General features: G+C 34.1%; 13 protein-coding genes. 4 read left to right on the top strand and 9 right to left on the bottom strand.

The window, feature by feature from the left end:
• Positions 1 to 52: 52 nt before the first annotated feature.
• From Q4Q35_RS06420 to Q4Q35_RS06380, 9 genes are all read right to left on the bottom strand, one after another.
• Positions 53 to 2,308 carry a glycoside hydrolase family 3 N-terminal domain-containing protein gene (locus tag Q4Q35_RS06420; protein WP_303277127.1) on the bottom strand — a complete coding sequence of 752 codons (2,256 nt, stop codon included), beginning with the start codon at positions 2,306 to 2,308 and terminating at the stop codon, positions 53 to 55.
• Positions 2,301 to 3,098 carry a carboxylesterase family protein gene (locus Q4Q35_RS06415; protein WP_303277126.1) on the bottom strand — a complete coding sequence of 266 codons (798 nt, stop codon included), beginning with the start codon at positions 3,096 to 3,098 and terminating at the stop codon, positions 2,301 to 2,303. The genes Q4Q35_RS06420 and Q4Q35_RS06415 overlap by 8 nt, the downstream gene beginning before the upstream one ends.
• A gap of 15 nt (positions 3,099 to 3,113) precedes the next feature.
• Positions 3,114 to 5,081 carry a glucoamylase family protein gene (locus Q4Q35_RS06410; RefSeq protein WP_303277125.1) on the bottom strand — a complete coding sequence of 656 codons (1,968 nt, stop codon included), beginning with the start codon at positions 5,079 to 5,081 and terminating at the stop codon, positions 3,114 to 3,116.
• The gene (locus Q4Q35_RS06405) at positions 5,059 to 6,432 is read right to left on the bottom strand and encodes a glucoamylase family protein (protein ID WP_303277124.1); all 1,374 of its coding nucleotides are present in this window, start codon (positions 6,430 to 6,432) and stop codon (positions 5,059 to 5,061) included. The genes Q4Q35_RS06410 and Q4Q35_RS06405 overlap by 23 nt, the downstream gene beginning before the upstream one ends.
• Before the next feature lie 204 nt (positions 6,433 to 6,636).
• The gene (locus Q4Q35_RS06400; RefSeq protein ID WP_303277123.1) at positions 6,637 to 8,334 is read right to left on the bottom strand and encodes a LamG domain-containing protein; all 1,698 of its coding nucleotides are present in this window, start codon (positions 8,332 to 8,334) and stop codon (positions 6,637 to 6,639) included.
• Positions 8,335 to 8,355: 21 nt separating this feature from the next.
• Positions 8,356 to 9,816 (bottom strand): RagB/SusD family nutrient uptake outer membrane protein, encoded by a 1,461-nt coding sequence (locus tag Q4Q35_RS06395; RefSeq protein WP_303277122.1) that lies wholly within the window; start codon positions 9,814 to 9,816, stop codon positions 8,356 to 8,358.
• Positions 9,817 to 9,827: 11 nt separating this feature from the next.
• On the bottom strand, positions 9,828 to 12,848 hold the full coding sequence (locus tag Q4Q35_RS06390; RefSeq protein WP_303277121.1) for a SusC/RagA family TonB-linked outer membrane protein: 3,021 nt from the start codon (positions 12,846 to 12,848) through the stop codon (positions 9,828 to 9,830).
• Between the two features lie 224 nt (positions 12,849 to 13,072).
• A complete protein-coding gene (locus Q4Q35_RS06385) occupies positions 13,073 to 15,868 on the bottom strand; it encodes a helix-turn-helix and ligand-binding sensor domain-containing protein (protein WP_303277120.1) in 2,796 nt (931 codons plus the stop codon).
• A 135-nt stretch (positions 15,869 to 16,003) separates the two neighbouring features.
• Positions 16,004 to 16,885, bottom strand: coding sequence for a LysR family transcriptional regulator (locus Q4Q35_RS06380; protein ID WP_303277119.1), 882 nt, complete (start codon positions 16,883 to 16,885; stop codon positions 16,004 to 16,006).
• An 80-nt stretch (positions 16,886 to 16,965) separates the two neighbouring features.
• On the opposite strand from Q4Q35_RS06380, the gene hutH reads away from it, so the two are divergent.
• The 4 genes from hutH (at position 16,966) to Q4Q35_RS06360 (ending at position 23,563) form a co-directional block, all read left to right on the top strand.
• On the top strand, positions 16,966 to 18,456 hold the full coding sequence (hutH, locus tag Q4Q35_RS06375; RefSeq protein WP_303277118.1) for a histidine ammonia-lyase: 1,491 nt from the start codon (positions 16,966 to 16,968) through the stop codon (positions 18,454 to 18,456).
• Between the two features lie 14 nt (positions 18,457 to 18,470).
• Positions 18,471 to 20,468: a urocanate hydratase gene (gene hutU, locus Q4Q35_RS06370; RefSeq protein ID WP_303277117.1), complete on the top strand. Its 1,998-nt coding sequence runs from the start codon at positions 18,471 to 18,473 to the stop codon at positions 20,466 to 20,468.
• On the top strand, positions 20,468 to 21,709 hold the full coding sequence (hutI, locus tag Q4Q35_RS06365; RefSeq protein WP_303277115.1) for an imidazolonepropionase: 1,242 nt from the start codon (positions 20,468 to 20,470) through the stop codon (positions 21,707 to 21,709). The genes hutU and hutI overlap by 1 nt, the downstream gene beginning before the upstream one ends.
• A 276-nt stretch (positions 21,710 to 21,985) precedes the next feature.
• Complete coding sequence (locus Q4Q35_RS06360) at positions 21,986 to 23,563, top strand: sialate O-acetylesterase (protein ID WP_303277114.1); 1,578 nt, start codon at positions 21,986 to 21,988, stop codon at positions 23,561 to 23,563.
• Positions 23,564 to 23,620: the final 57 nt, after the last annotated feature.

Raw genomic sequence — 23,620 nt, 5'->3', positions numbered from 1 at the left:
AAATTATTTAAACCTCCAAGGTTTTTATAACCTTGCAGGTTTTTGCTATTAACTATTCTAACGTAAATGTGTGCTTAAAATCAAAATCTGAAGTGCCTTTAATGGCTATTTCAAACTCTCCGGGCTCAACATCAAATTCCATGTCGGCATTGTAATACTTTAGGTCTTCGATGGTTATATTAAAGTTTACCGTTTTACTTTCTCCTTTTTTAAGGAATACTTTTTTGAAACCTTTGAGTTCTTTTACAGGTCGTGTAAGACTCCCTACCTTATCGTGTACATACAATTGTACCACTTCGTATCCATCATAATTTCCTGTATTTGTAATTGTGGCAGATGCCGACAATGTATCTGAAAAACCAATGGTAGGCGCAGATAATTCAATATCTGAATAATCAAATGTAGTATAGCTTAACCCATGGCCGAAAACATATAATGGTGTATTTGGCACATCTATATAATTAGATTTGTAATCTTCTTTTGGGTTATCAGGTGGAATTGGTCTACCTGTGTTCTTCATGTTATAATAAATAGGAATTTGTCCAATAGTTCTTGGAAATGTTACTGGTAATTTGCCAGAAGGATTATAAGTGCCAAACATTACATCTGCTACACCATAACCGCCACTTGTTCCTGGGAACCAAGTTTCTAAAATAGCATCTGCCAAAGTATCTTCTTCAGATAAATCTAATGGGCGACCATTCATCAACACCAAAACAATTTTCTTGTTAGGTACTGCTTTTCTAATAGCCTTAATTAAATCGGTTTGACGTCCAGGAAGTTTAATGTTAGTTCTACAAGCTGCTTCACCACTCATATCATAATCTTCTCCCAGAACCATCACAATTTTATCAGCCTTTTTAGCAACATTAATTGCCTGATTAAAACCACTTTTATCTTCTCCTTCAATTTCGCAACCTTTAGCAAAAAGAATTTTAGAATCGTTTACATATTCTTGTACACCTTGGTAAACACTTATGGCTTTTCCTTTTCTATCTCCTGCTGCTGCCCAATTTCCTAAGATATTTTCTTTGTCTTTTACCAAAGGACCTATTAATGCAATGGTTTGATCTTTGTTTAATGGCAGTGTGTGGTCTTCATTTTTTAATAATACTGAGGACATTGCAGCAGATTTTCGTGCAGCTTCTAAAAATTCTGGTTTGTAAACAACTTCTTTTTCCCGTTGTTCATCACAATATTTATATGGATTGTCAAATAACCCTAATTTGTATTTAGCCAAAAGGATTCTTCGACAAGCTTGGTTAATTAAGGTTACATCTACTTTTCCTTCATTTACTAATTCTTCAAGATATAAACGATTAGCACTACTCATCATATCTTGGTCAATTCCTGCTTTAATAGCTAGTTCTGTTGCATGTTTTTCATTTTCAGCAAAACCATGTTCAACCATTTCATTTATTGCAGTATAATCGGTCACTACAAAACCGTTAAAGCCCCATTCGTCACGTAAAATATCGTTAAAAATGAATTTATTTCCTGTAGCAGGAATACCATTTATTTCATTAAAGGCAGTCATAAACGTTTCAACTCCAGCATCTACAGCAGCTTTAAAAGGAGGTAAATACACATTCCTAAGTTCATCTTGTCCCATGTTTACAGTGTGATAATCACGACCCGCTTGAGCTGCTCCATAACCTACAAAGTGTTTTGCACATGCTAAAATGGTATTGTGCTTAGATAAATCATCTCCTTGAAACCCTTTTACATAAGCTTTTGAAATTTCGCTTCCTAAATACACATCTTCTCCTGATCCTTCTGAAATTCGTCCCCAACGCGGGTCTCTTGCAATATCTACCATTGGGGCAAAGGTCCAATGTATGCCTTCTGCAGAAGCTTCTTCTGCGGCAATTCTTGAGCCTTTTTCTATATCCTCTAAATCCCAACTTGCTGCTAATCCTAAATTGATAGGAAAAATAGTTTTAAACCCGTGTATAACATCATATCCAAATAGTAATGGAATGCCTAAACGGGTTTCTTCAACAGCTATTTTTTGTAGATCTCTTGTTCCTTTTACTGAATATACATTTAACATGGCTCCAATATTACCTTCTTTAATAAACTTTAAGTTATTGGAACTAACTACCGGACCTGTTACACTCCAGCCTCCACTATACATAACAGTTTGCCCTATTTTTTCTTGTAAGGTCATTAAACTCATTAAGGAATCTACCTTAGTATCATAGGGTGTTTCTTCAGAATTAGTAATGCTATTTTTTGAATCTGTTTTACAACTAAAAACAGCTGTTATAGCTATAAGAAGAGCGATTTTGGTTAGCTTTTTATTCATTTTTTAATGTTTTTGAGTTAGAGAATAGCCAAGGCAGTAATTTCGGTTCGGCAAATGTAGCATCCCAACTATTGTGATTAGAATTTTCAAAATATGTTAACTTAACATCGGCTTCTTTTGCTTGAAGTGCAGTTACCATATTTAAAGAAAAATAGGGGTGTACTACATCGTCTTTTCCGCCATGAAATACCCAAAAAGAAACATTGTTAGCATATTTTTTAACAGATTTTGGGTTTCCACCTCCGCAAATGGGAAAAGCAGCAGCAAACATATTAGGTCTCCTTTTTAAAATATCAAAGGTTCCCATACCGCCCATAGAGAGTCCACCAACATAAATTTGACTTTTTTTCACGTAGGGTTTATCAAGCATGTCATCAATTAGTTTTAAAACTAGTTCCATAGATTTAGTTGGTTTTCCCCTTTTTTGATATTTGAACTTTTCTACCCCTTTTTTAGAGTGAACTACTTTTACATTAGACCAATAATCATCTTTAGGACATTGTGGAAAAATGACTATTGCCGGAAAATCATTTCTGTTTTTTTCATTAGCAAATAAAGTACTTCCATGTACCAATTGTGTTTCATTATTGTTACCTCTTTCGCCAGCACCATGAAGGAACAACACTAACGGATATTGTTTGGATTCATCAAAATCCTTTGGAAACATAATTCGGTATTGCAAGGTATTAGAACCTTGAACAAAAGTTTTCTTTTCAAATAATTTATCTAAATCCTGTGCAAATATGCTGTTTACGCAAAACAAGATTAATAAGCTAAGTTTGTTTTTCATCTTAATCTAAAAAGTTTAATAGGTAAATCCTAAATTATCTAATCCGTTTTGTACCTCATCAATTTGCATAAATAAATTCCATAGCAATTGTGTTCTATAGTTTTCAATCATTACTATTTGCGGACCTTGATCGATTGCTAAATAGGATGTTGCATACCACTCTTCTGTTGGGTTAAATGCATCTATAAACCCATAATCTCCTAAAATTCGATCGCCAATTTTGTAATAAAAGTATTTTATTGCTTCCATTGATTCGTCTGGTGCATATGGCAATGCAGAAATGGCTGCAGTTGGTGTAATTACGCCTTTATCGTTGGTAGGGCTATGTGCCGAATAACCTTCATGATTATCGCTTGCTGTTAAGCCCCAACACTGTGCTGAATATCCAATATAATTTTCTGGATTATCTACACAATAGGAATAATTAATCTTTGAATGATTAACATTTTGCGTCCAATAATTTACATAGGCATCTTGTAGGTTACGTGGATCTAAAGCTAAATATGAATAATGAGAAAAGAACAAAGGACCACCTTTATTAGGGCCAACTGGTAAATTATAATTGTAATAACTATTTCCATTTTTAAAACTTCCATTACTTGTATAGCCGTTTGTATAAACATCTGCGTCAATAGGATAAGTTGGCGAAGCTGCTGCAAGAACATAAATGATTTGTGTTTCGTTATGTCCTTGAATTTTTAAATTGATATCCCAACCATGGTTTGGCGACCAATGCCAATAGAGTACATCTTCATCTCCTTTAGTAAACCAAGTCCATTCAACTTCTTCCCAAAGTTGTGTTATTTTATCAATAATTGCTGCCTCTTGTACATCATTATCATTTAAGTATTCTCTAACCGCCAATAGTCCTTGAATAAGAAAAGCTGTTTCTACTAAATCGGCTCCATCATCTTGTGCAGAAAAAGGTTGTACTACTCCTGTATTCCCATTTAACCAATGTGGCCAAACACCATGAAAACGATCTGCAGTTTCCAAAAAACCTACGATTGTCTGCCAACGATTTATAGCTTCAGCTCGCGTTATAAAACCACGTTCTGCAGCAACAATCATTGCCATTAGGCCAAACCCTGTACCTCCTGTTGTAACTACATTACTGCTGGTATTTCGTTCTAATGCCATTCCTGAAATTGGATGCCCTAATTCCCAAAAATATTTAAAGGTTTCTTTTTGAATTTTGGTTAACAGTTCCTCATCTGAAATTATAGGGAATTTATCTATTAAATCGTGGATTGTAAATAAATCGTATGTCGATGTGTTAAAATCACGTCCCACAGTGGCACCTAAACTACTATTTATTTTAAGTTGGTAGTTTTTCCAATAAGTTAACGCAGTAGATGGTATTACTTCTATTGTATTTGCATCTATTTGACTTATTGTAAAATTTGTGGATGGGGAAAATTGCAAGTTTGATTGTAATTCTGTCTCGGTAACAGGATGAGAAAATGTAAATTTAAATTTTGGCAAAAGTGCAATATCTTGATTTGGAGTTGATAATTCAAGGTTTGCTCCATCTACAGTTGCATTTTCAATAGTTAATGGAATACTTTCAATTTTAAACGGAAAAGAACTACCGTTGTATGTAGAGCCATCGTTTGCTATAAATGAGTTTGTAATTGTTAAAGTATAACTTACACCTTCTTCTAATGCATTGTTTGGTGTGAGTATTAATTCTGTGTTACTTTCTCCTTGCTTTATTACAAATGGCGCATTAATTGAACCTTGAGTGAACAAAAATGCTGTTGACGTTGGGTTTACCGCTTTATTGAATCCTATAAAAATTTGAGTTCCTAGTTTTATTGTTGGATTATTAAAAAGCGATTGATCGTCTAAACGAATATAGGATAAGGATAGCTCTTCAATAGATGGTGGTATGCTGACCGAATCATCTTTTCCACCACAATTAATTAACAAGGTTATAAATACAATTAATCCTAATATTTTATTTCTCTTCAGAGACTTCAAATTCTAACTTTTTTAATCCGTTTTTTACATCTTTGTTCTGCATAAATAATTTCCATAGCATACCAGAGCGGTAGTTTTCAATCATTACAGGAATGGGGCCTTGGTCTATAGCCAAATATCGTGGTGTGTACCAATTATGTTCAAAACTAAACGCGTCATATGGGCCGTATTTACCAATTAAACTGTCGTGATCTTTATAAAGCTTTTTAAGCATTTTCATGCTTGCTTTTGGTGTATAAGGAAAAGATGATAACGCAGCTGTAGGAGACACCACCCCTAAATCCTTATCTGGTCTGTGGCCTTTATAACCTTTGACAGAGTAACTAGAGGTTAACCCCCAAATGCTGTCACCATACCCTTTGTAATTGTGAGGGTTTTCTATGGAATGTTTATGATGAATTTTTGCATGATTCTCCAATAACTTCCAATAATCGGCATATTTATCAGATAAGCCTTTTGGATTTAATCCAGTATAAGAATAATGCGCCCAAAACATAGGACCTATAGGTGATTTATCGTGTTCGTAATAATCTAAAATTAAATCCTCATCATAATATTTTTCGTTCGAAACAATATCTCCATTTCTAGCCCACCCTTTGTGATAAACATCGGCACTTACAGGATGTGTAGGTGATGCCGCAGCCAGAACGTACATGATTAAACATTCGTTATAGCCTCCTACTGGAAAATTCATATCCCATTCATACTCAGGCGACCAATGCCAGTAAAGTACATCTTCACCTTTTGTGTACCAATCCCACTCAACTTCCTTCCAAAGTTTATCAATTTTTTCTACTAATTTTTGTTCTTCTTCATTGCCATTTTTGAAATACTCAGCTACTGTTAACATACCCTGAATTAAAAAAGCGGTTTCCACCAAGTCTCCTCCATTATCTTTTTTACTGAATGGCATCATCTTACCCGTTTGTCCGTCTAACCAATGTGGCCATACACCATGATATCTATCTGCTTTTTCAAGGAAATCTACCATTTTAACAAAACGGTTAAATGCTTGTTCTTTAGTTATAAAACCTCGCTTTACACCAACTAAAATAGCCATCATCCCAAAACCTGTACCTCCAATTGTTACTGTATGTTTTGGAGAGGTAGGATAGATATCATCCATATGCAAACGTTCTGGAGCTAAACCTGAATTTGGTTCGGCACCATCCCAAAAATAATTGAAGGTTTGCTTTTGCACTAAATCGAGAAGGTTGGCTTCTGAAAGTAAATGATTTTCATTTATAGTTAAACTTGTAACCTCTTTATTATCTACTTTTTTATTCTTACAACCGAAGCTTAAGCTTACAACAACTAGTAACCAAAAAACGGATTTATTTTTTATATTCATTTATGTCGCTTTTAAATTTTAAAGTATGATATTATATATAAGTTGAATATTATTTGTGCTTGTTTTTATATCTTAAACAATGGTTAAGACCATAAAAATTCCCAGCTTCAATAAATTTATTGAAGTTTTTTGAAAAAAGACTGATTTCTACGTTGCCTTAGAAACCAGCCTTTATAATTTATAAAAGCATGAATATAATCGCTGCTATTGCATTGACTGTATCTCTTCTTCTGATAACTCTTTATTAAAGAATTGTAATTCGTCCATTGGACTCTCGTCAGATAAGTGACCCCAATAGCTAAAAGTTGGTCCACCTGATCCAATAACAAGATCTGTACAACCTGTAAAATCGATTGGACCAGCCATTGTTCCAGTATTTACTAAAACGCCATCTAAATAAACTTTCGTTTCTGTCTCTGAAACCGTAAATGCAACATGAACCCATTCGCCAGCAGTTACATCAATAACACCACCATTGTTCCAAGTTTCACCAGTTCCAGTTCCTACATTCAATTTAATTGTTTGTTCTGTATCACTTCCTTCTCTAAACAATCGGAATCCTTGACGGCGATCATCTGCATCATCTCCTACCACGATTAATCCCGATCTATCAGGACTAGCATTTACTTTATAACGGAAAGCTGCACTAAACTCAGTTCCTAAACCAATTGTTGCTAAAGGGAAGGTAATATATGAATCTGTAGCACTTTTAAAAGCGTCAGAGCCTGCATAAGCTTCACCAGCAAAACCTGGGGTTCCAACTGTTGTGGCGTCTGTTCCGCTCATACCTTCTTGATAATCACCATCGAATGCCATATTAAATACCTTACTGCCTTGTGCAATCATTGCATTTACATCTCTTTGAGCAAGTGCTTTATTAAAGAAACGCAATTCGTCTAAAGAACTTCCGGTATCAGAGTTATGACCCCAATAGCTAAAGGTTGCACCTCCAGCACCAATGGTTATATTTTCACAATTTGTCCAATCTATTGCTCCTGCAGGTGTGGCAGTATTTACTAAAGTTCCGTTAAGATAAATTTTTGTTTCTGTTGGAGCAATTGTAAATGCTACATGTACCCACTCACCAGCAGTTACATCAATAACACCTCCATTATTCCAGCTTTCGCCAGTACCAGTACCAACATTCATTTTAATGGTTTGTGCTGTATCACTTCCTTCTCTAAATAGTCTGAATCCTTGGCGACGATCATCTGCATCATCACCCACTACAATAATTCCTGCTCTATCTGGATCACCACTTGCTTTGTACCAAAAAGCACCGCTAAATTCAGCTCCTAAAGCTTCTGTTAATTGGTTAATAGGGAAGTTAATGTAAGAATCTGTAGGCGCAGAAAAAGCTTCAACACCTAAAAAAGGGTCTCCTGAAAATGTTGGTGAACCTACACTTACAGCTGATGAAGCCGAAACTAAATCTTCATAATCATTTTCAAAAGGCATGTAGAAGAATTCGCCATCAAACAATGGAGAATATAATTGTTCTATAATTTCTAAAGTTGTTGATATAATTGTTTCGTTAGAATCTGTATCGGTTGCAACCAATTCAACAGTATGACTTCCTAGGGGAACATCATCATAAACAAATTCGTCTAAACTAAAACTCATATTATCAGTAAAATCACTGATACTATAGATTTCTGCTCCATTTAAATTTAAAGAAATATTGGAGAGACCGAGATCATCAGTAACATCAAATTTAAAAGTCACAGAACCTGTTTCTCCTGGCGTCTGTATTGAAGTTGTTCCACTAAGGTTTGGTGTAAACAATGTTATAACTGGAGGGTCTAATGGAAAATCTCCTAATTCAGGATGATTTAAATCTTGGCATGCTTGAAATAACAAAGCAACCAAAATTATAAGATATGTTAATTTATTATTTTTCATTTTTTTTTGATTTTAATTTTATTAATAATCTGGGTTTTGAACTAATAACCCTCCAGCCTGATCAATAGCATCTTGAGGTATTGGATACAGTGCATGACGATCTTCGTAACCCAGAGAACCTAATGTAGATAAAGCATCTCCCCAGCGTACTAAATCATAAAATCTAGACTCCTCTAATGCAAACTCTACTCTTCGTTCTTGTTTTATAGCATCTCTTATTTCTGATTGTGAAGCCGCTGTTGTATTACCCAAACCTGCTCTAGATCTAATCTGGTTTATGTAATTTATTGCATCGGCTGTTTGTCCAAGTTCATTCGCAGATTCTGCAGCCATCAGAATAACATCTGCGTAGCGTATAATTTTAATGTTTTCCCAGCGATTGGCATTTGTCCCAAACTCAACTCTTCTTGCCGCTTTAGTGTAAGCCTTTTTGTTCCAATAAGGTTGCGCTAAAGGTGGTGATTCTGGTAAGGTTCCACCACCAAAACCGCCATCATCTTCCCCTGAAATCAGAATTGTGTTGTCAAATCTTAAATCACCAGCTTCAAATGCATCTACTAATCCTTGATTTGGGACGTTAAAGCCCCAACCTAAATTCCAATCACCTGTTCCTCTAACGCCTTGAGATACAAAATAAATATTAGCATATCTTTCTCCATTACTTGTGACTAATTGTTGAATTTCAAACACAGATTCAACACCTGTATCTCCTTCAAATTCAAATAGTTCTTCTAAACTAGAATGCAAGCTATATGCTCCAGAGTTAATAACTTCTGTACATTTTGCTAAAGCATTCGTCCAATCTTCTTGATATAAGTAAAGTTTAGCCAAAAGAGAGTTTGCAAAACCAGAAGTTGATCTCCCTGGATGCGTTGTCCAATTACTTGGCAATTGCTCAATTGCAATTTCTAAATCACTAATAATTAAAGCATCTATATCTGCCACCGATGATTTTGCCGCAATGGCATCTTCAATTTCATCAATTGTTGCTGTTATTATTGGTACTTCACCGTAATCTCTTCTTAATTCAAAATACATTAAAGCACGCATAGCCCTTGCCTCTGCTTCGTTAATTAATGACCCTTCATCTGTTAATTGATCATCAACCACTATGTTAATCACTTCGTTACAAGCAAAAATCACCTCGTAATGCGCATCCCACCAGCCTGTACTCAAGCCATTACTTGCAGCATACTGAAAATCGTTAAATGCAGAACCATTTGTGGCAGAATCTGCAGTTGTACTTCCTTTTTCTGCATCATCAGATCTAATACTTCCAAACCAATGGCGTTGCCAACTTCCAACGTTTGTTGATCTTAAAAGTGAATAAATACCAAAAACCTGTGCTTCTAAACCTCCCACACCAAGTTCTTCTGGATTTGCAACTTCACCTTCAGGCAATCTATCTAAAAACTCATCACCACAAGACCAAAAACTTAATCCTAAAATAGTTATAAATAATATCTTTATATATTTTTTCATCTTGATTATTTTTAAAATGTTAAACTAAAACCTAATGTTGAAATAATTGGCAAGGGATATCCGCCAGCATCAACTCCAAATTGCGTTGGTGAACCTCCTGCCTCTGGTGTAAAGCCTGAATTATGACTCCAAGTATACACATTTTGCAGGTTTACATATAACTTCATTTGTTTAAACTCAACCCCTTTTATGCTAGATGGTTTGAAATTATATCCTAATTGTATATTTCGAATCCTGAAATAACTTCCATCTTCAATCATATAAGAAGAGTTCAATCTATTATAGCCTGAAATATTACTTAGTCTTGGTTCAAAATTAGATGTACCTTGTCCAGTCCATCGTCCTTCTCTAGCGCCTCTAAAATTAAATTGAGCAAATGAACTGCCATTCCCCCAGTTTCTAAATATTTCATTGCCATAAACTCCTTGAAAATCCATATTTAAGAAAAAGTTTTTGTATTCCACATTAGTGAAAATACCATACGTAAAATCTGGCGTTGGATTACCTATCATCGTTCTATCATCGGCAGTAATTTCTCCATCTCCATTTACATCTCTATACTTAAAATCTCCTACATCAAACGCTCCTAAATCATCTGATACGGGTTCATGTTCTGCTATATCTGCATAAGTTTGGTATATACCTTCAACTTCATAACCATAAAAGTATCCTATTGGTAATCCTGCTTCAGTAACTGATGGTCCATCAAAAATTCTAAAACCATCTTCATAAACAGAAATTACTTCGTTTTTAGTGGTTGTTATGTTTCCTCCTATAGAGTATTTAAAATTTTCACTTATTTCATCATTCCAAGACACATCAAACTCAAATCCCTTGTTATTAATTTCACCTGCGTTATCAAAAAATTCTGCGGTTCCAGTATCTATAAACACCAATAAGTCTTCAGTATCTTTATTATAATAAGTAGCATTAAAATTTAATCTGTTATCTAGCCATGTAGACTCAAAACCTACTTCCCATGATTTTACAGTTTCCCATTTTAAATCGGGATTTTCTTCAAATCTTTGTATATATCCAGGAACAACATCACCACCAAAAATTGCAGTTGCGCCTTCATCTACACCGGGGTAGTAAGGATAGCTTACTGGGACAAATTGATTTCCTAATTGACCTATTGAACCTTTTATTTTTAAAAAGTTTAAGGCATTAAAATTATCCATAAAATTTTCATTTGTAACTATCCAAGCCCCTCCTAAAGACCAGAAATCTTGCGCGCGATTATCTGGGGCTAATTGTGATGTAGCATCTCTTCTGTAAGAAGCATTTAACAAGTATTTCTCATCATAACTATAAAGCAAACGCCCTAGAAATGAAGATGTTGCGCGATCAAATTGGTTAGAATCTGCTATTCTCGTTTCTGGGTCTCCATATGGAAAAACACCAACATACCAAAATCTTTCATCATCTGGAATTAGACCTACACTTGGATCATGTTCTACTGACCCACTGAGCTGCTCAATTTTTGTTTCGGTGGTTGTAAAACCAGCAGTTAGGTTAAATTTATGGTTGTTAATTTCCTTATCATACGTTAATATATAATCTTGTTGAAAATTAATTGTGCTTACAGTTTGTTGATCAACTCTTGTAATTTGATTCCCGTTAAGCTCTACAATCTCATCAGTTTCTGCAGTATATATATCTATAATCGGAGTATATGATCTTCTTGAATAATTATTAAAATCACCATAAATTGTTGCTTTAAACGTAAAGCCCTTTAAAAATTTAAGCTCTGTAAATATGTTTCCAACTAACCTTTTTCTTTCAGTCAATCTCTTATTTTTAGTGACCTCCGCTACTAATAATGGATTAGCAATTTGAGCTCCTCCAATTTCAATTGGTAATTGGTTATATAAGCCATTATACTCAGAGCGAGTATCAGAATGAATTGGGTCTACTATTGGTGTTGCATTAAGCGCAGCTGTAAAACCACCTCCATTTGGTAATTTGTCCTTTTGTATGTTTACATTAGCTCCAATTTTTAAATTATCATTTACTTTTAATTCATTATTCAAATTAAGCGTTATTCGTTGCATTTTTTCTTCTTTCACTAGCCCTTCTTCATCTCTATAACCTAGTCCAAAATATATTTTATTTTTTTCTGTTGTATTTTGAACACTAGCATTGATAGTTTGGAAGGCTCCAGAATTGTTAGAAATTGTATCTACCCAATCGGTATCTCCCGAAAACTGGTCATAAAAACCAAAAGCAGGGAAACCGTCATTTGCCAATTGCTCATCATAAAGCTCTCTAAATAATGCTGCATTTGCTAAATCAGGTTTGTCAGAAATTTGCTTAAAGCCTATAGTTGTATTTAAATTTACCGTAAGCCCAAGCTTCCCTGTTTTAGTGGTCACAATTATAACACCGTTTGCACCTCTTACCCCAAAAATGGCTAAAGATGAGGCATCTTTTAAAACTTGCATCGATTCAATATCGTTGGGATTGATATAGTCTATACTATCTGTGAAAATTCCATCTACAACATATAAGGGGGTTGAACTGTACCTACTACTCGTCCCTCGTATTCTAATATCTGGTTGTTCACCTAATCGTCCAGTATTGACCACAGATAGACCAGATACACGCCCTTGTAATGAAGCGACTGGGTTGGCATTTGGTTTATCTGCTACATCATCTCCTTCAACTTTTACAATAGATCCTGTTAAATCGAGTTTTTTTGCAGATCCATAACCTACAACTACAACTTCTTCTAAAGCATCGATATTAGTCTCTAATGCGATATTAATTGTGGATTGATCACTAACAGTTATAGTTTTTGGGTTATAACCCACATAGCTAAATTCAATAACTTCTCCTGCACTAACCTCTATGGTATAGTTACCATCAAAATCTGTACTAACACCTCGATTGGTGCCTTTAACTATTACATTTACACCAGGAAGTGGCATATTATCTTCAGAACCAGTAACCGTACCTGAAACCTTTAAGTTTTGGGCAAAACTACTGATTGAAAAAAGAAATAGCAGTAATAAAATAAATCTTGTTCTCATATAATTTAGTTTAAATTGTTAGTTTATCCAAAACTAAGGACTAGATAAAACCTTATCAAAAAAACAGATACACATAAATTACGTCATAATACAAAAAATCAAAAAAGGGCTATTTGACGTATTGTATTATGTGGTAAAATCTATAAAAATAAGTTCATGGAGCAATAAATGAAGTAATAATGGCGTAGTGTTATATGTTAAAAAATGCTAATATTTTAGGTCAATTATTTGAAATCTCGTAAATAATCGGTCAAAGATTTATCATTTTCTAAATTCAACTTACGCTTTAATCTATATCTGTGAGTTTCAAGGCCTCTAATTGATACATTCATTAATGGCGCAATTTCTTTTGTTAATAAATTCATTTTGATGTAGGCACAAATCTTTAAATCCTTATGTGTAAGTTTTGGATGTTTGCTTTTGAGCTGATTGAAAAACTCTTCGTGTACCTGATTGAAATTATACTCAAATATTTCCCACTCATCTTCATGCCCAATAGAATTATCTATTTTTTTGATGAGTCTTTTATAATTAAATTGATTCACAAAGTTCTTTTTATTTTGAATCAGTTCATTTTTAATTTCAAGCATGGACTCATTTTTCTTTACTAAGGCCATTGCAGTATTTGCTAGTTGCTTGCTTTTTAGTTTAATTTCGTTTTTTAAAGATTCTGTCTTTAATTGGACTATTTTTTTGTCGTTCTCTAAAGCTTTTTCTTTTAAAAGCTCTTCCTGTTCTTTTATGAGTTTTTCTTCTAAAACTTTTTGTTCTTTATTAATTTTTAGTTTGTGAAGCCAATATATTGTCAAGCTAATTATTAATATAACTGTTAAATAGAAAAAACTGTTCTTATACCAGGGCGGAGATATTTTTAATTGGAGTGTTTTTACCGAAGATGTCGTCCCAAATATATTCGCTGTTCGAAAGCGTACTTCATATTCTCCACCAGTTAAACGGGATAATTCTATTTTTTCATTATCCATTTTATACCAATTTAAAGTATCTGTGTCTGAACTTGAAAGTGCGTATTCAAAAAAGTGATTACTGGAACGGGAAGATGATATGGATATGGCTATATTCTTATTAAAAGAAGACTCGTAAGAATCTAAATTATTTAAGGGCACTAAATTTTGATTAATTTCTATTCGCTCAATGATAGGTTTTTGGAGTGTGTCCTCTTTGGTGTGATTCGTTTTATTTATTAGCATAAAACCATCATAAAGATTTAAAGCATAAACGGAATCTTTTATTTTCGAAACGCTTTCACTATCAACAACAAGTTTCTTTTGAAAAAGTTTATTTGCAAGTTCTAAATCAATTTTTCCATTAGTTAAAGAAACTAAGCTTATTTTATCTTTTTTGTTTTTTGTTATTAATATGTCAGTGTCTGGCTCTGAAATGATATTAGTGTCTATTCCAAAAGTTTTATTTAGTAATGTGTTTGGAACGATGCTATCTATTAGAGCTTCATATTTTTGCCAACCATTATTAGTTTTAAAGCAAATATCGTTTTTAATGTTATGTACTCTTACGTTAAAGTCTGAATAAAGCCCTTTATGCTTATAATCTTTAACTTGTATGTTTTCATAATTGCTATCGAACTTTACTCTAAATAAACCTTGATAAGCATGTGCTACCCATGCTGTGTGTGAGTCTTCAAATACTAAAAATTTAATGGGAATTGTAAGCTTACCTAAATGGTTTACTACCCATTTGCCATTTTCATATTTATATTTAACCAAACCAGTATATGTACCTTGAATGAACATATTATTAGATTCAGGGACTTTTTTTATAACCCATCCACCTGTGAAGTTTGATATTTTTTCTTTTAACTTCTTGTTTTTAACTAAAAACGTGCCACTGTTATGTCCGCAAAACAGTTCGCCATTTATTTCTTTTAATTCCCAGACTTGACCTTGTGAATCTTCAATAAATTTTAATTTATTGTCATCATCTAAGTAAAATAGGCCAGTATTACTACCAATGTAAATCGTGTTTTTATAGTTTATAATGTCATAAACTGCACCCAATTCTCCAGAATTGTCATTATAAAAAGTATATTTATAATTTAAGTCTATTAAAGCAATGCCATTATCTAAACCAACCCATAACTCATTGTCTTTTCCTAATCCTTGACTTAAAATGGTATTATTTAGCAAACCATTTTCTTTATTAACGTGATATATTACTTTACCTAAGTTATTCGTAATATAAAGGCCATTTTTTATGGTGCCAAAAACCATATTACCATTATTTAAAGTCAAGAAATTATTAAGTTGATGTTCTTTAATAATGGTATTTATTTCAGGTTCCCAAGGATTAATGCTAGTGCCATCATATAAATAACATCCCTTTAATGCTGTGGTAATAAGTAATTGATTGCCGAATTTTGTTATTGAAATAATTTTTACATTGTTTGACTTATCTATATTAATCAAAGGCATTAACGTGTCATTTTCTAAAATAAAAACACCGTCTTTTAATGTCGAAACGTATATGGTATCATCTACGATATCGCATGAAATTATAGTAGATTTGGGTTTTACTTTAATAACTTCATTGTTTCTATATATGTATAGGTTTGAAAATGATCTAAAAAGTATAGAGCCATTATGTTGTAGTATTTGCCAGAATTCTTCGTCTAAAGATTCATTTTGTTTATGAAGTTTACTTAACGAAGTGTAAATTAACACACCTTTTTTGTTTTTTTTCCAATAACCAAACTCTTCATAAGATCCTGTATAAATAACATCTTTATATGCTAATACAGACCGGATAATGGTTTTATTTGGAAGCTGATAAAAACGCCATTTTAATCCATCAAATTCTACTAAGCCTTTATCATTAGCAACATATAGTTTTCCGTTTTTTGCAACTGAAACATCCCAGTTTTGATTACCTACATTGAATTCTGCTAATGAGTAATTTTGAAAAAACGGGGTGTACTGTGCATTTAACTTACCAATAAGCAAGATTATAAAGACAAAAGGGAAGATGTTTTTAAAAATGGCTTGCATGGTTAGCGGCTGTAAATTAGTTAAGAGAATCTCAATTTAAACAAATCTAATTAATTTAAAAATAATGATTTAAATCGAAAAACAATTTAATGCGTGCTAAGAAATTTAATTGAACAGATTCTAGTCTTTTTTAGCTTAACCAATATTTTTAATTAAAAAATTAAGCGCCGGATTTCTATTGTCTTTATTCCAAACAGCCGATAGAACCGTTTGTTGGTTAATTTTGTCAAGCTCTATAAACTTTATGTTCATATTATAACCAGATTGGAGCGATTTTGGCACTATGGAGATACCTAAGTTGTTTTCAACTAATCTGTATATGGAACTCGCATGAATGGTATTGTGGCTAATAATTGGTGTAAATCCGCTTTTGTCAAAAATTTGCATGACCTTTTCATAATAAGACGGACTATAAGACGGGTCAAATAGAATAAAAGATTCATCTTTAAACTGGTTTAAGCCTTTAAAATTAGCCGAATCGATAGGATGGTTTTTAGGTAAAACCAAACAAAAATTCTCTTTTAATATAGGTCGAGCCTCTAAGTTTCTGGGCAAACGCTCCAACCGAACAAAACCCACATCTATTTTTTTAGATAATAAACCTTTAACCTGTTGTTCATTATCCATTTCCTTTAAATTAAAGATTACTTTAGGATGCGCTTCCTTAAACTTTAATAATATATTCGGAATCAATTCTTGCATGGCAGAGCCCACATAACCAAAATTTAAGTTGCCATCGTACCCTTGATGTATCAGTTTAGTATGATTCAAAATGCTATCCAATTCTTTTAGATTCTTCGAAACTTCATGCTGTAGAAATGACCCTGCCTCGGTTAATTCAACTTTTCTGTTGTGACGTTCAAAGAGTTGTATGTTTAAATCGTCCTCCAGTTGCTTTATTTGTTTACTTAACCCTGGTTGTGAAATAAATAGTTTTTCCGCAGCTTTTCTAAAATGCAAATCTTCGGCCACTGCTAAAAAATATCGTAAATGTCTTAATTCTATTTGATAACTCATAGTTATTAAATGATAAATTAAATGATCTTGTTAGGTATCAAAATTAAGAAGAACTTTGTTAAAAATAAAATGAGACGTATATGTTTGCATATGGAATAGATCATCTTACTGTAGATAAAGCCGTAGCCATTTCAAAAGGTACTTTAAAAGCTACCTTAACAGAAGCTGCTATTACTAAGGTTAATGACTGTAGAAAGAAAGTTGAAAACATGGCTAATTCAGAAAAGGCAATATATGGTATCAATACCGGATTTGGTCCCTTATGCGATGTTCAAATTACGCCAGAAGAAACAAGCAAACTACAAGAAAACTTACTCATTACCCACGCTGTAGGTGTTGGAAACCCTATAGAGAAAGAACTTTCTAAAATGATGATGATTTGTAAAGTTCATGCCCTTTGTCAAGGTTTTTCTGGGGTGCGTTTAGAAGTGATAAACCGAATTATATATTGTATAGAACATGATATTTTACCCGTAGTTCCCGAACAAGGATCTGTAGGGGCTTCTGGCGATTTAGCACCGCTGTCACACTTGTTTTTACCATTACTAGGAGAAGGCGAATTTTGGGTAGATGATAAAATACTTCCTGCCGATCAAGTGTTGGCTAAACATAATTTAAAACCAATAACACTGCAAGCTAAAGAAGGGCTGGGACTAATTAACGGTACACAATTTATTTTAGCTCATGCCATACAAGGGCTAAAGAAAATGGCATATGTATTGGATTTAGCCGATGTTGCCGGAGCTATGAGTTTAGAAGGGTTTCAAGGAAGTAGCTCTCCATTTAAAGCGATATTGCATCAAGTTCGACCATTTAAAGGTAGTTTAAAAGTTGCCGAACGTATTCGTATGCTCTTAAAGGATTCACAAAATGTGGAAAATCATCTTGAATGTGATCGCATACAAGACCCCTATTCAATACGATGTATCCCTCAAGTACATGGAGCATCCAGAAATGCCTATTACCATTTAAATGAGCTTGTAGAAATTGAAATGAATTCGGTAACCGATAATCCAATTGTTATAAGTGAAACCGAAGCTATTTCTGGTGGGAACTTCCACGGACAGCCAATAGCCATGGCATTAGATTACGGCGCTATAGCTGCTTCCGAATTGGGAAACATTTCCGACAGACGTTGTTATTTGTTATTAGAAGGGAAATACGGTTTGCCAAGAACATTAACTAAAGCAGGTGGATTAAACTCCGGATTTATGATTCCGCAGTATACTACCGCTGCATTGGTTACCGAAAATAAATCACTTTGTTTTCCACCTTCGGCAGATAGTGTGCCAACGTCATTAGGGCAAGAAGATCATGTATCTATGGGAAGTATTTCTGGGCGTAAATTCAATCAGATATTAGGAAATATAGAAAAAATATTGGCCATAGAATTAATGTATGCAGCACAAGCAATGGAATTTAGAAGACCAAATACCTTCTCTGAAATACTGGAAGAAAACTTCGGTATTATCCGTAAAAAAGTTGCAAAATTAGAAGAAGACCGCCTGTTGAAAAACGATATCGATGCTATGATAACCTTGGTAAAAGACCAGGCATTTATTGTTAAATGATAATACTTGAAATTATGCTGTTCAAAGATCAAATATTACAAGGAATACCATCAGAACTACCAGCTAAAAGAGAATACCCGGTAGAAGTAAACCGAGCACCGAAGCGTAAAGATATTTTATCTAAAAAAGAAAAACAGTTAGCGGTTCGTAATGCTTTACGGTACTTTCCGAAAAAATGGCATCAAGAATTATCGGTAGAATTTGCACAAGAACTACAAGATTATGGCCGCATATATATGTACCGATTTAAGCCAAACTATAAAATATACGCCAGAGATATTGCCGAGTATCCAGCAAAATCATTGCAGGCAGCAGCTCTAATGTTAATGATCCATAATAATTTAGACCCTGCAGTAGCGCAACATCCGGAAGAGTTAATTACATATGGGGGTAATGGAGCCGTATTTCAAAATTGGGCACAATATCTTTTAGTAATGCAGTATTTGGCTAATATGACCGACGAACAAACCTTACACATATATTCCGGACACCCTATGGGATTATTCCCTTCTTCTAAAAATGCTCCCAGAGTAGTCGTAACCAATGGCATGATGGTTCCCAATTATTCAAAACCAGATGATTGGGAAAAATTCAATGCCTTAGGTGTTACACAATATGGGCAAATGACAGCAGGATCATTTATGTATATAGGCCCACAAGGTATCGTACATGGAACGACTATTACGGTAATGAATGCGTTCCGTAAAATATTACCAAAGGGAGAAACACCCGCAGGAAAAATATTTTTAACAGCAGGTTTAGGGGGTATGAGTGGTGCGCAACCAAAAGCAGGGAATATTGCTGGTTGTATTACGGTATGTGCAGAAGTAAACCCTAAAGCGGCCAGAAAACGTTATGAACAAGGTTGGGTAGATGTTTTAATTGACGATATAGAAGATTTAATACCAAGAGTTAAACAAGCCCAAAAAAACAAAGAAGTAGTATCTATTGCTTTTATAGGAAATGTGGTGGATGTTTGGGAACGTTTTGATAGGGAAGATATCTTTATTCATGTAGGATCCGATCAAACTTCATTACATATTCCATGGACAGGGGGGTACTATCCTGCCGATATAACTTATGAAGCGTCTAATCGTTTGATAAGAGAAGAACCCGAAGTTTTTAAAGAAAAAGTTCAGGATACGTTGCGTAGACATGCATTATCCATAAACAGGCATGCTGCAAAGGGAACGTATTTCTTCGATTATGGTAATGCTTTTTTATTAGAATCATCAAGAGCAGGTGCAGATGTTATGGCCGAAAACGGCATCGATTTTAAATACCCTTCGTATGTACAAGATATTTTAGGTCCCATGTGTTTTGACTATGGTTTTGGGCCTTTCCGGTGGGTTTGTACATCAGGAAATCCAGAAGATTTAGATAAAACAGATCAAATTGCGATGCAAGTTTTGCAGGATATTATGGAAAACTCTCCAGAAGAAATCCAATTGCAAATGCAAGACAATATCACTTGGATAAGAGATGCTAAGAAAAATAAATTGGTAGTAGGTTCGCAGGCGCGTATTTTATATGCAGATGCAGAAGGACGATTAAAAATAGCAGAAGCTTTTAACAATGCTATTGAAGCTGGAAAAATAGGCCCAGTGGTTTTAGGTAGAGACCATCATGATGTAAGCGGAACCGATTCTCCATTTAGAGAAACTTCCAATATTTATGACGGTAGTAAATTTACAGCAGATATGGCTATTCACAATGTTATTGGCGATAGTTTTAGAGGTGCAACATGGGTCTCTATTCATAATGGCGGAGGCGTTGGTTGGGGTGAAGTCATGAATGGCGGATTTGGAATGCTTCTAGATGGTACCCCAGAAGCAGCAAGGCGATTAAAAAGCATGTTGTTCTATGACGTAAATAATGGCATTGCCCGTAGAAGCTGGGCTAGAAATAAAGAGGCTATATTTGCAATAAAACGTGAAATGGAACGTACGCCTAACTTAAAAGTTACAATTCCTAACTTAGTAGAAGATGAATTACTAAATACCCTTTTTTAATGGTTACACTCTTTAAAAATATAAAAGAATTGGTGCAGGTACGAACAGAACCGATTTCGTTTGTTTCTGGAATTCAAATGAAAGAATTGCCGACTCTAAAAAATGCGTATTTAGTTGTTGAAGATGACCGTATTTTAGATTTTGGATTAATGGATCATTTTTCACCTATACAAGCAGATAAAATCATTGATGCTACCGGGAAAATGGTGTTACCCACTTGGTGCGACTCTCATACACATATTGTATATGCCGGAAATCGTGAAGGTGAATTTGTAGATAGAATTAATGGCATGTCGTACGAAGAAATTGCTAATAAGGGCGGTGGTATTTTAAACTCGGCAAAGAAACTTCAAAAAACAACTGAAGACGATTTATATGCACAAAGCAAAGTACGTTTAGAAGAAATAATACAGTTAGGCACAGGAGCTGTTGAAATTAAATCGGGATATGGGTTAACAGAAGCATCCGAACTAAAAATGCTTCGTGTCACACAACGTTTAAAAGAACATTATCCTATTGAGATAAAAGCCACGTTTTTAGGAGCACATGCAGTGCCATCACAATACAAAAATAATAAAGGGGCATACTTACAAATGCTTATTGACGAGGTAATCCCTAAAATTGCATCGGAAAGGTTAGCCGAATACATAGATGTTTTTTGCGAAACAGGTTATTTTTCGGTAGCCGATACAGAACTTATTTTAAAAGCAGGGCGTAAACATGGATTAACGCCTAAAATTCATGTCAATCAATTTACAGCGATAGGAGGCATACAAGCAGGTATAAAGTATCAGGCACTTTCTGTAGACCATCTGGAAGAAATGAGAGATGAAGATATTGATGCTCTAAAAAATACTAACACAATGCCAGTGGCATTACCTGGCTGTTCTTATTTTTTAGGTATTCCTTATACACCAGCACGTAAAATGATTGATGCCGGGTTACCTTTAGCATTAGCAACAGATTACAATCCGGGGTCTGCACCTTCTGGAAATATGAATTTTGTAATATCAACAGCTTGTATTAAAATGAAAATGACGCCAGAAGAAGCTATTAATGCTGCAACTATTAATGGAGCTTATGCCATGGGACTTGAGAAAGAAGTAGGCTCAATTACAGTAGGGAAAAAGGCTAATTTATTATTGACCAAGCCAATGAGCTCTTATGCATTTATTCCATATACATTCGGGGACCATCAAATAGAAAAAGTGTATTTACAGGGTAAAGAAATTAACCCTTAATACTTTTAATGTTTTCGAACAGCATAATCAAATTCTTTTTCATCTTCTTTATCTTTGGCGTAAGCATATAAAATGGCATTTGTATTTACATAAAAACGTCTTAAATTATCTATAAATAATAATGAGTGTGAATATTATTTTCATTATGTTTATAACATCAAAGATTACAATAAAATCCTATTTATTTAAAGTTTGTTTTTGCCTTCCTTGGTATTAAACTCAAGGAGAAATTATACCAATATTATTTATAAAAAAGCGTCTATTTAAAAGATTGAAATGAAAAAAATAAACATTGTTATTTTAAGTATAAGCTTAAGCCTTGCTTCTTTATTTTTGAATGTTAATTTGTGTTTTGCTGTACAAGAAAAACCAATTTTAAAAGCACAAACCGAAACGATCTTACAATTAGGACCATTGTTTAAAGATCACATGATTTTACAACGCGATTTGCAAGTTCCTGTTTGGGGTAAAGCTAATCCAAACGCGAAAATAACCGTAGAATTTGCTAATCAGAAAAAAGAAACTACTGCAAATAATGAAGGTACATGGTTGTTATATCTTGACGCTTTACCTGCTAGCTTTGAATCTAGAACAATGACAGTGTCTTCTTCAATGCAAAAAAATCCCCTATTTATTTTTGATATTTTGATTGGTGAGGTATGGATTTGTTCTGGGCAATCAAATATGCAAATGGCTGTTGGAGGCGTGCCAAATATAAAGGCATTAATTCCAAGTGCTGCTAATATTCGTAGTTTTAGTGTAAAAAGAACAGTTTCTTTTACAGAAACAGACACGTGTGAAGGAGAATGGGTTACTAAATACCCGAATAGCGCTGTTGCGTTTTCGTTTGCTTATTTTTTAGAAAAATATGCCAATATACCTGTAGGTATTATTCTAACGGCTTGGGGAAGTTCTTCTTTAGAAGCGTGGATGCCTCGTGATATGACAGAAACAGTACCTCATTTTAAAACAATTATGGATGAGTTTGATGCTAATATTGAAGCACAAAATAAAATAAAAGCGATTATAGATGGTCCAAAACCTTGGAGCAGAAAGGATGACATTTATTTACGTAGACAGTCAAACATTTTATATAATGCGATGATGCATCCGTTAATTCCTTATGCCTGTAGAGGTGTTGTTTGGTATCAAGGGGAGCGAAATACACAATCTATGTTTGGGATGTTAAAAGAGCCTTGGTTTTCTCGAAACTCCGGCATGCTGATGTATGGAAATACGCTTAAAGAATGGATAAAAAATTATCGAAAAAAATGGAATAACGATAACTTACAATTTATGGTGATTATGCTTCCTGGTTATGGGAAAACCTTAAATACCAGTAGTGATAAAAACCCTGAAAGTCCAACGGCACATTCTTGGGCATGGATGCGGGAATCTCAATTAAAAGCTTTAGAATTACCAAATACCGAAGTTGTTAATACGATCGACTTAGGAGATGTTAAAAATATACACCCAAAAGATAAGTTACCCATAGGAGAACGATTGACGTTGTTAGCAACAAAAAATAGTTTTGATAATAAAATAGGGGCGCATGGCCCCAAAATGAATCATATTGAACAAAATAAAAATACCTTAGTCGTACATTTCGACTATGCAAAAGGTCTTAAAACAATTGATGGAAAATCACCAACAGGATTTTGGTTGTCTGATGATTCCAAGAAATGGGTAAAGGCTACTGCAAAAATAAAAGGAACTAAAATAGTTTTGCATAGCTCAGAATTGAGTAAACCACTTTATGTTCGCTATGCTTTTGCAGGTGTGCCAAAAGTAAATTTAGTTAATGAAGCTAATTTACCAGCATATCCATTTAGAACGGACACGTTTAAGCCTTAAATCATAATGCTTTATCAACAAGATTTTGAATAAAAAAAGTGTTGTCGCAATTAGAGA

The sequence above is a fragment of the Flavivirga aquimarina genome, from assembly GCF_030540835.1.
In the GTDB taxonomy this organism is placed as follows: Bacteria; Bacteroidota; Bacteroidia; order Flavobacteriales; family Flavobacteriaceae; genus Flavivirga; species Flavivirga aquimarina.
Note: the sequence above shows the minus strand (reverse complement) of the source record. Positions and strands in the feature narration are given on the sequence as shown.

Coding starts and splice junctions, on each gene's coding strand:
- hutH (WP_303277118.1), top strand. CDS start 16,966: ATGTTTGCATATGGAATAGATCATCTTACTGTAGATAAAGCCGTAGCC.
- Q4Q35_RS06380 (WP_303277119.1), bottom strand. CDS start 16,885: ATGAGTTATCAAATAGAATTAAGACATTTACGATATTTTTTAGCAGTG.
- Q4Q35_RS06420 (WP_303277127.1), bottom strand. CDS start 2,308: ATGAATAAAAAGCTAACCAAAATCGCTCTTCTTATAGCTATAACAGCT.
- Q4Q35_RS06405 (WP_303277124.1), bottom strand. CDS start 6,432: ATGAATATAAAAAATAAATCCGTTTTTTGGTTACTAGTTGTTGTAAGC.
- Q4Q35_RS06390 (WP_303277121.1), bottom strand. CDS start 12,848: ATGAGAACAAGATTTATTTTATTACTGCTATTTCTTTTTTCAATCAGT.
- Q4Q35_RS06400 (WP_303277123.1), bottom strand. CDS start 8,334: ATGAAAAATAATAAATTAACATATCTTATAATTTTGGTTGCTTTGTTA.
- Q4Q35_RS06395 (WP_303277122.1), bottom strand. CDS start 9,816: ATGAAAAAATATATAAAGATATTATTTATAACTATTTTAGGATTAAGT.
- Q4Q35_RS06385 (WP_303277120.1), bottom strand. CDS start 15,868: ATGCAAGCCATTTTTAAAAACATCTTCCCTTTTGTCTTTATAATCTTG.
- Q4Q35_RS06360 (WP_303277114.1), top strand. CDS start 21,986: ATGAAAAAAATAAACATTGTTATTTTAAGTATAAGCTTAAGCCTTGCT.
- Q4Q35_RS06415 (WP_303277126.1), bottom strand. CDS start 3,098: ATGAAAAACAAACTTAGCTTATTAATCTTGTTTTGCGTAAACAGCATA.
- hutI (WP_303277115.1), top strand. CDS start 20,468: ATGGTTACACTCTTTAAAAATATAAAAGAATTGGTGCAGGTACGAACA.
- hutU (WP_303277117.1), top strand. CDS start 18,471: ATGCTGTTCAAAGATCAAATATTACAAGGAATACCATCAGAACTACCA.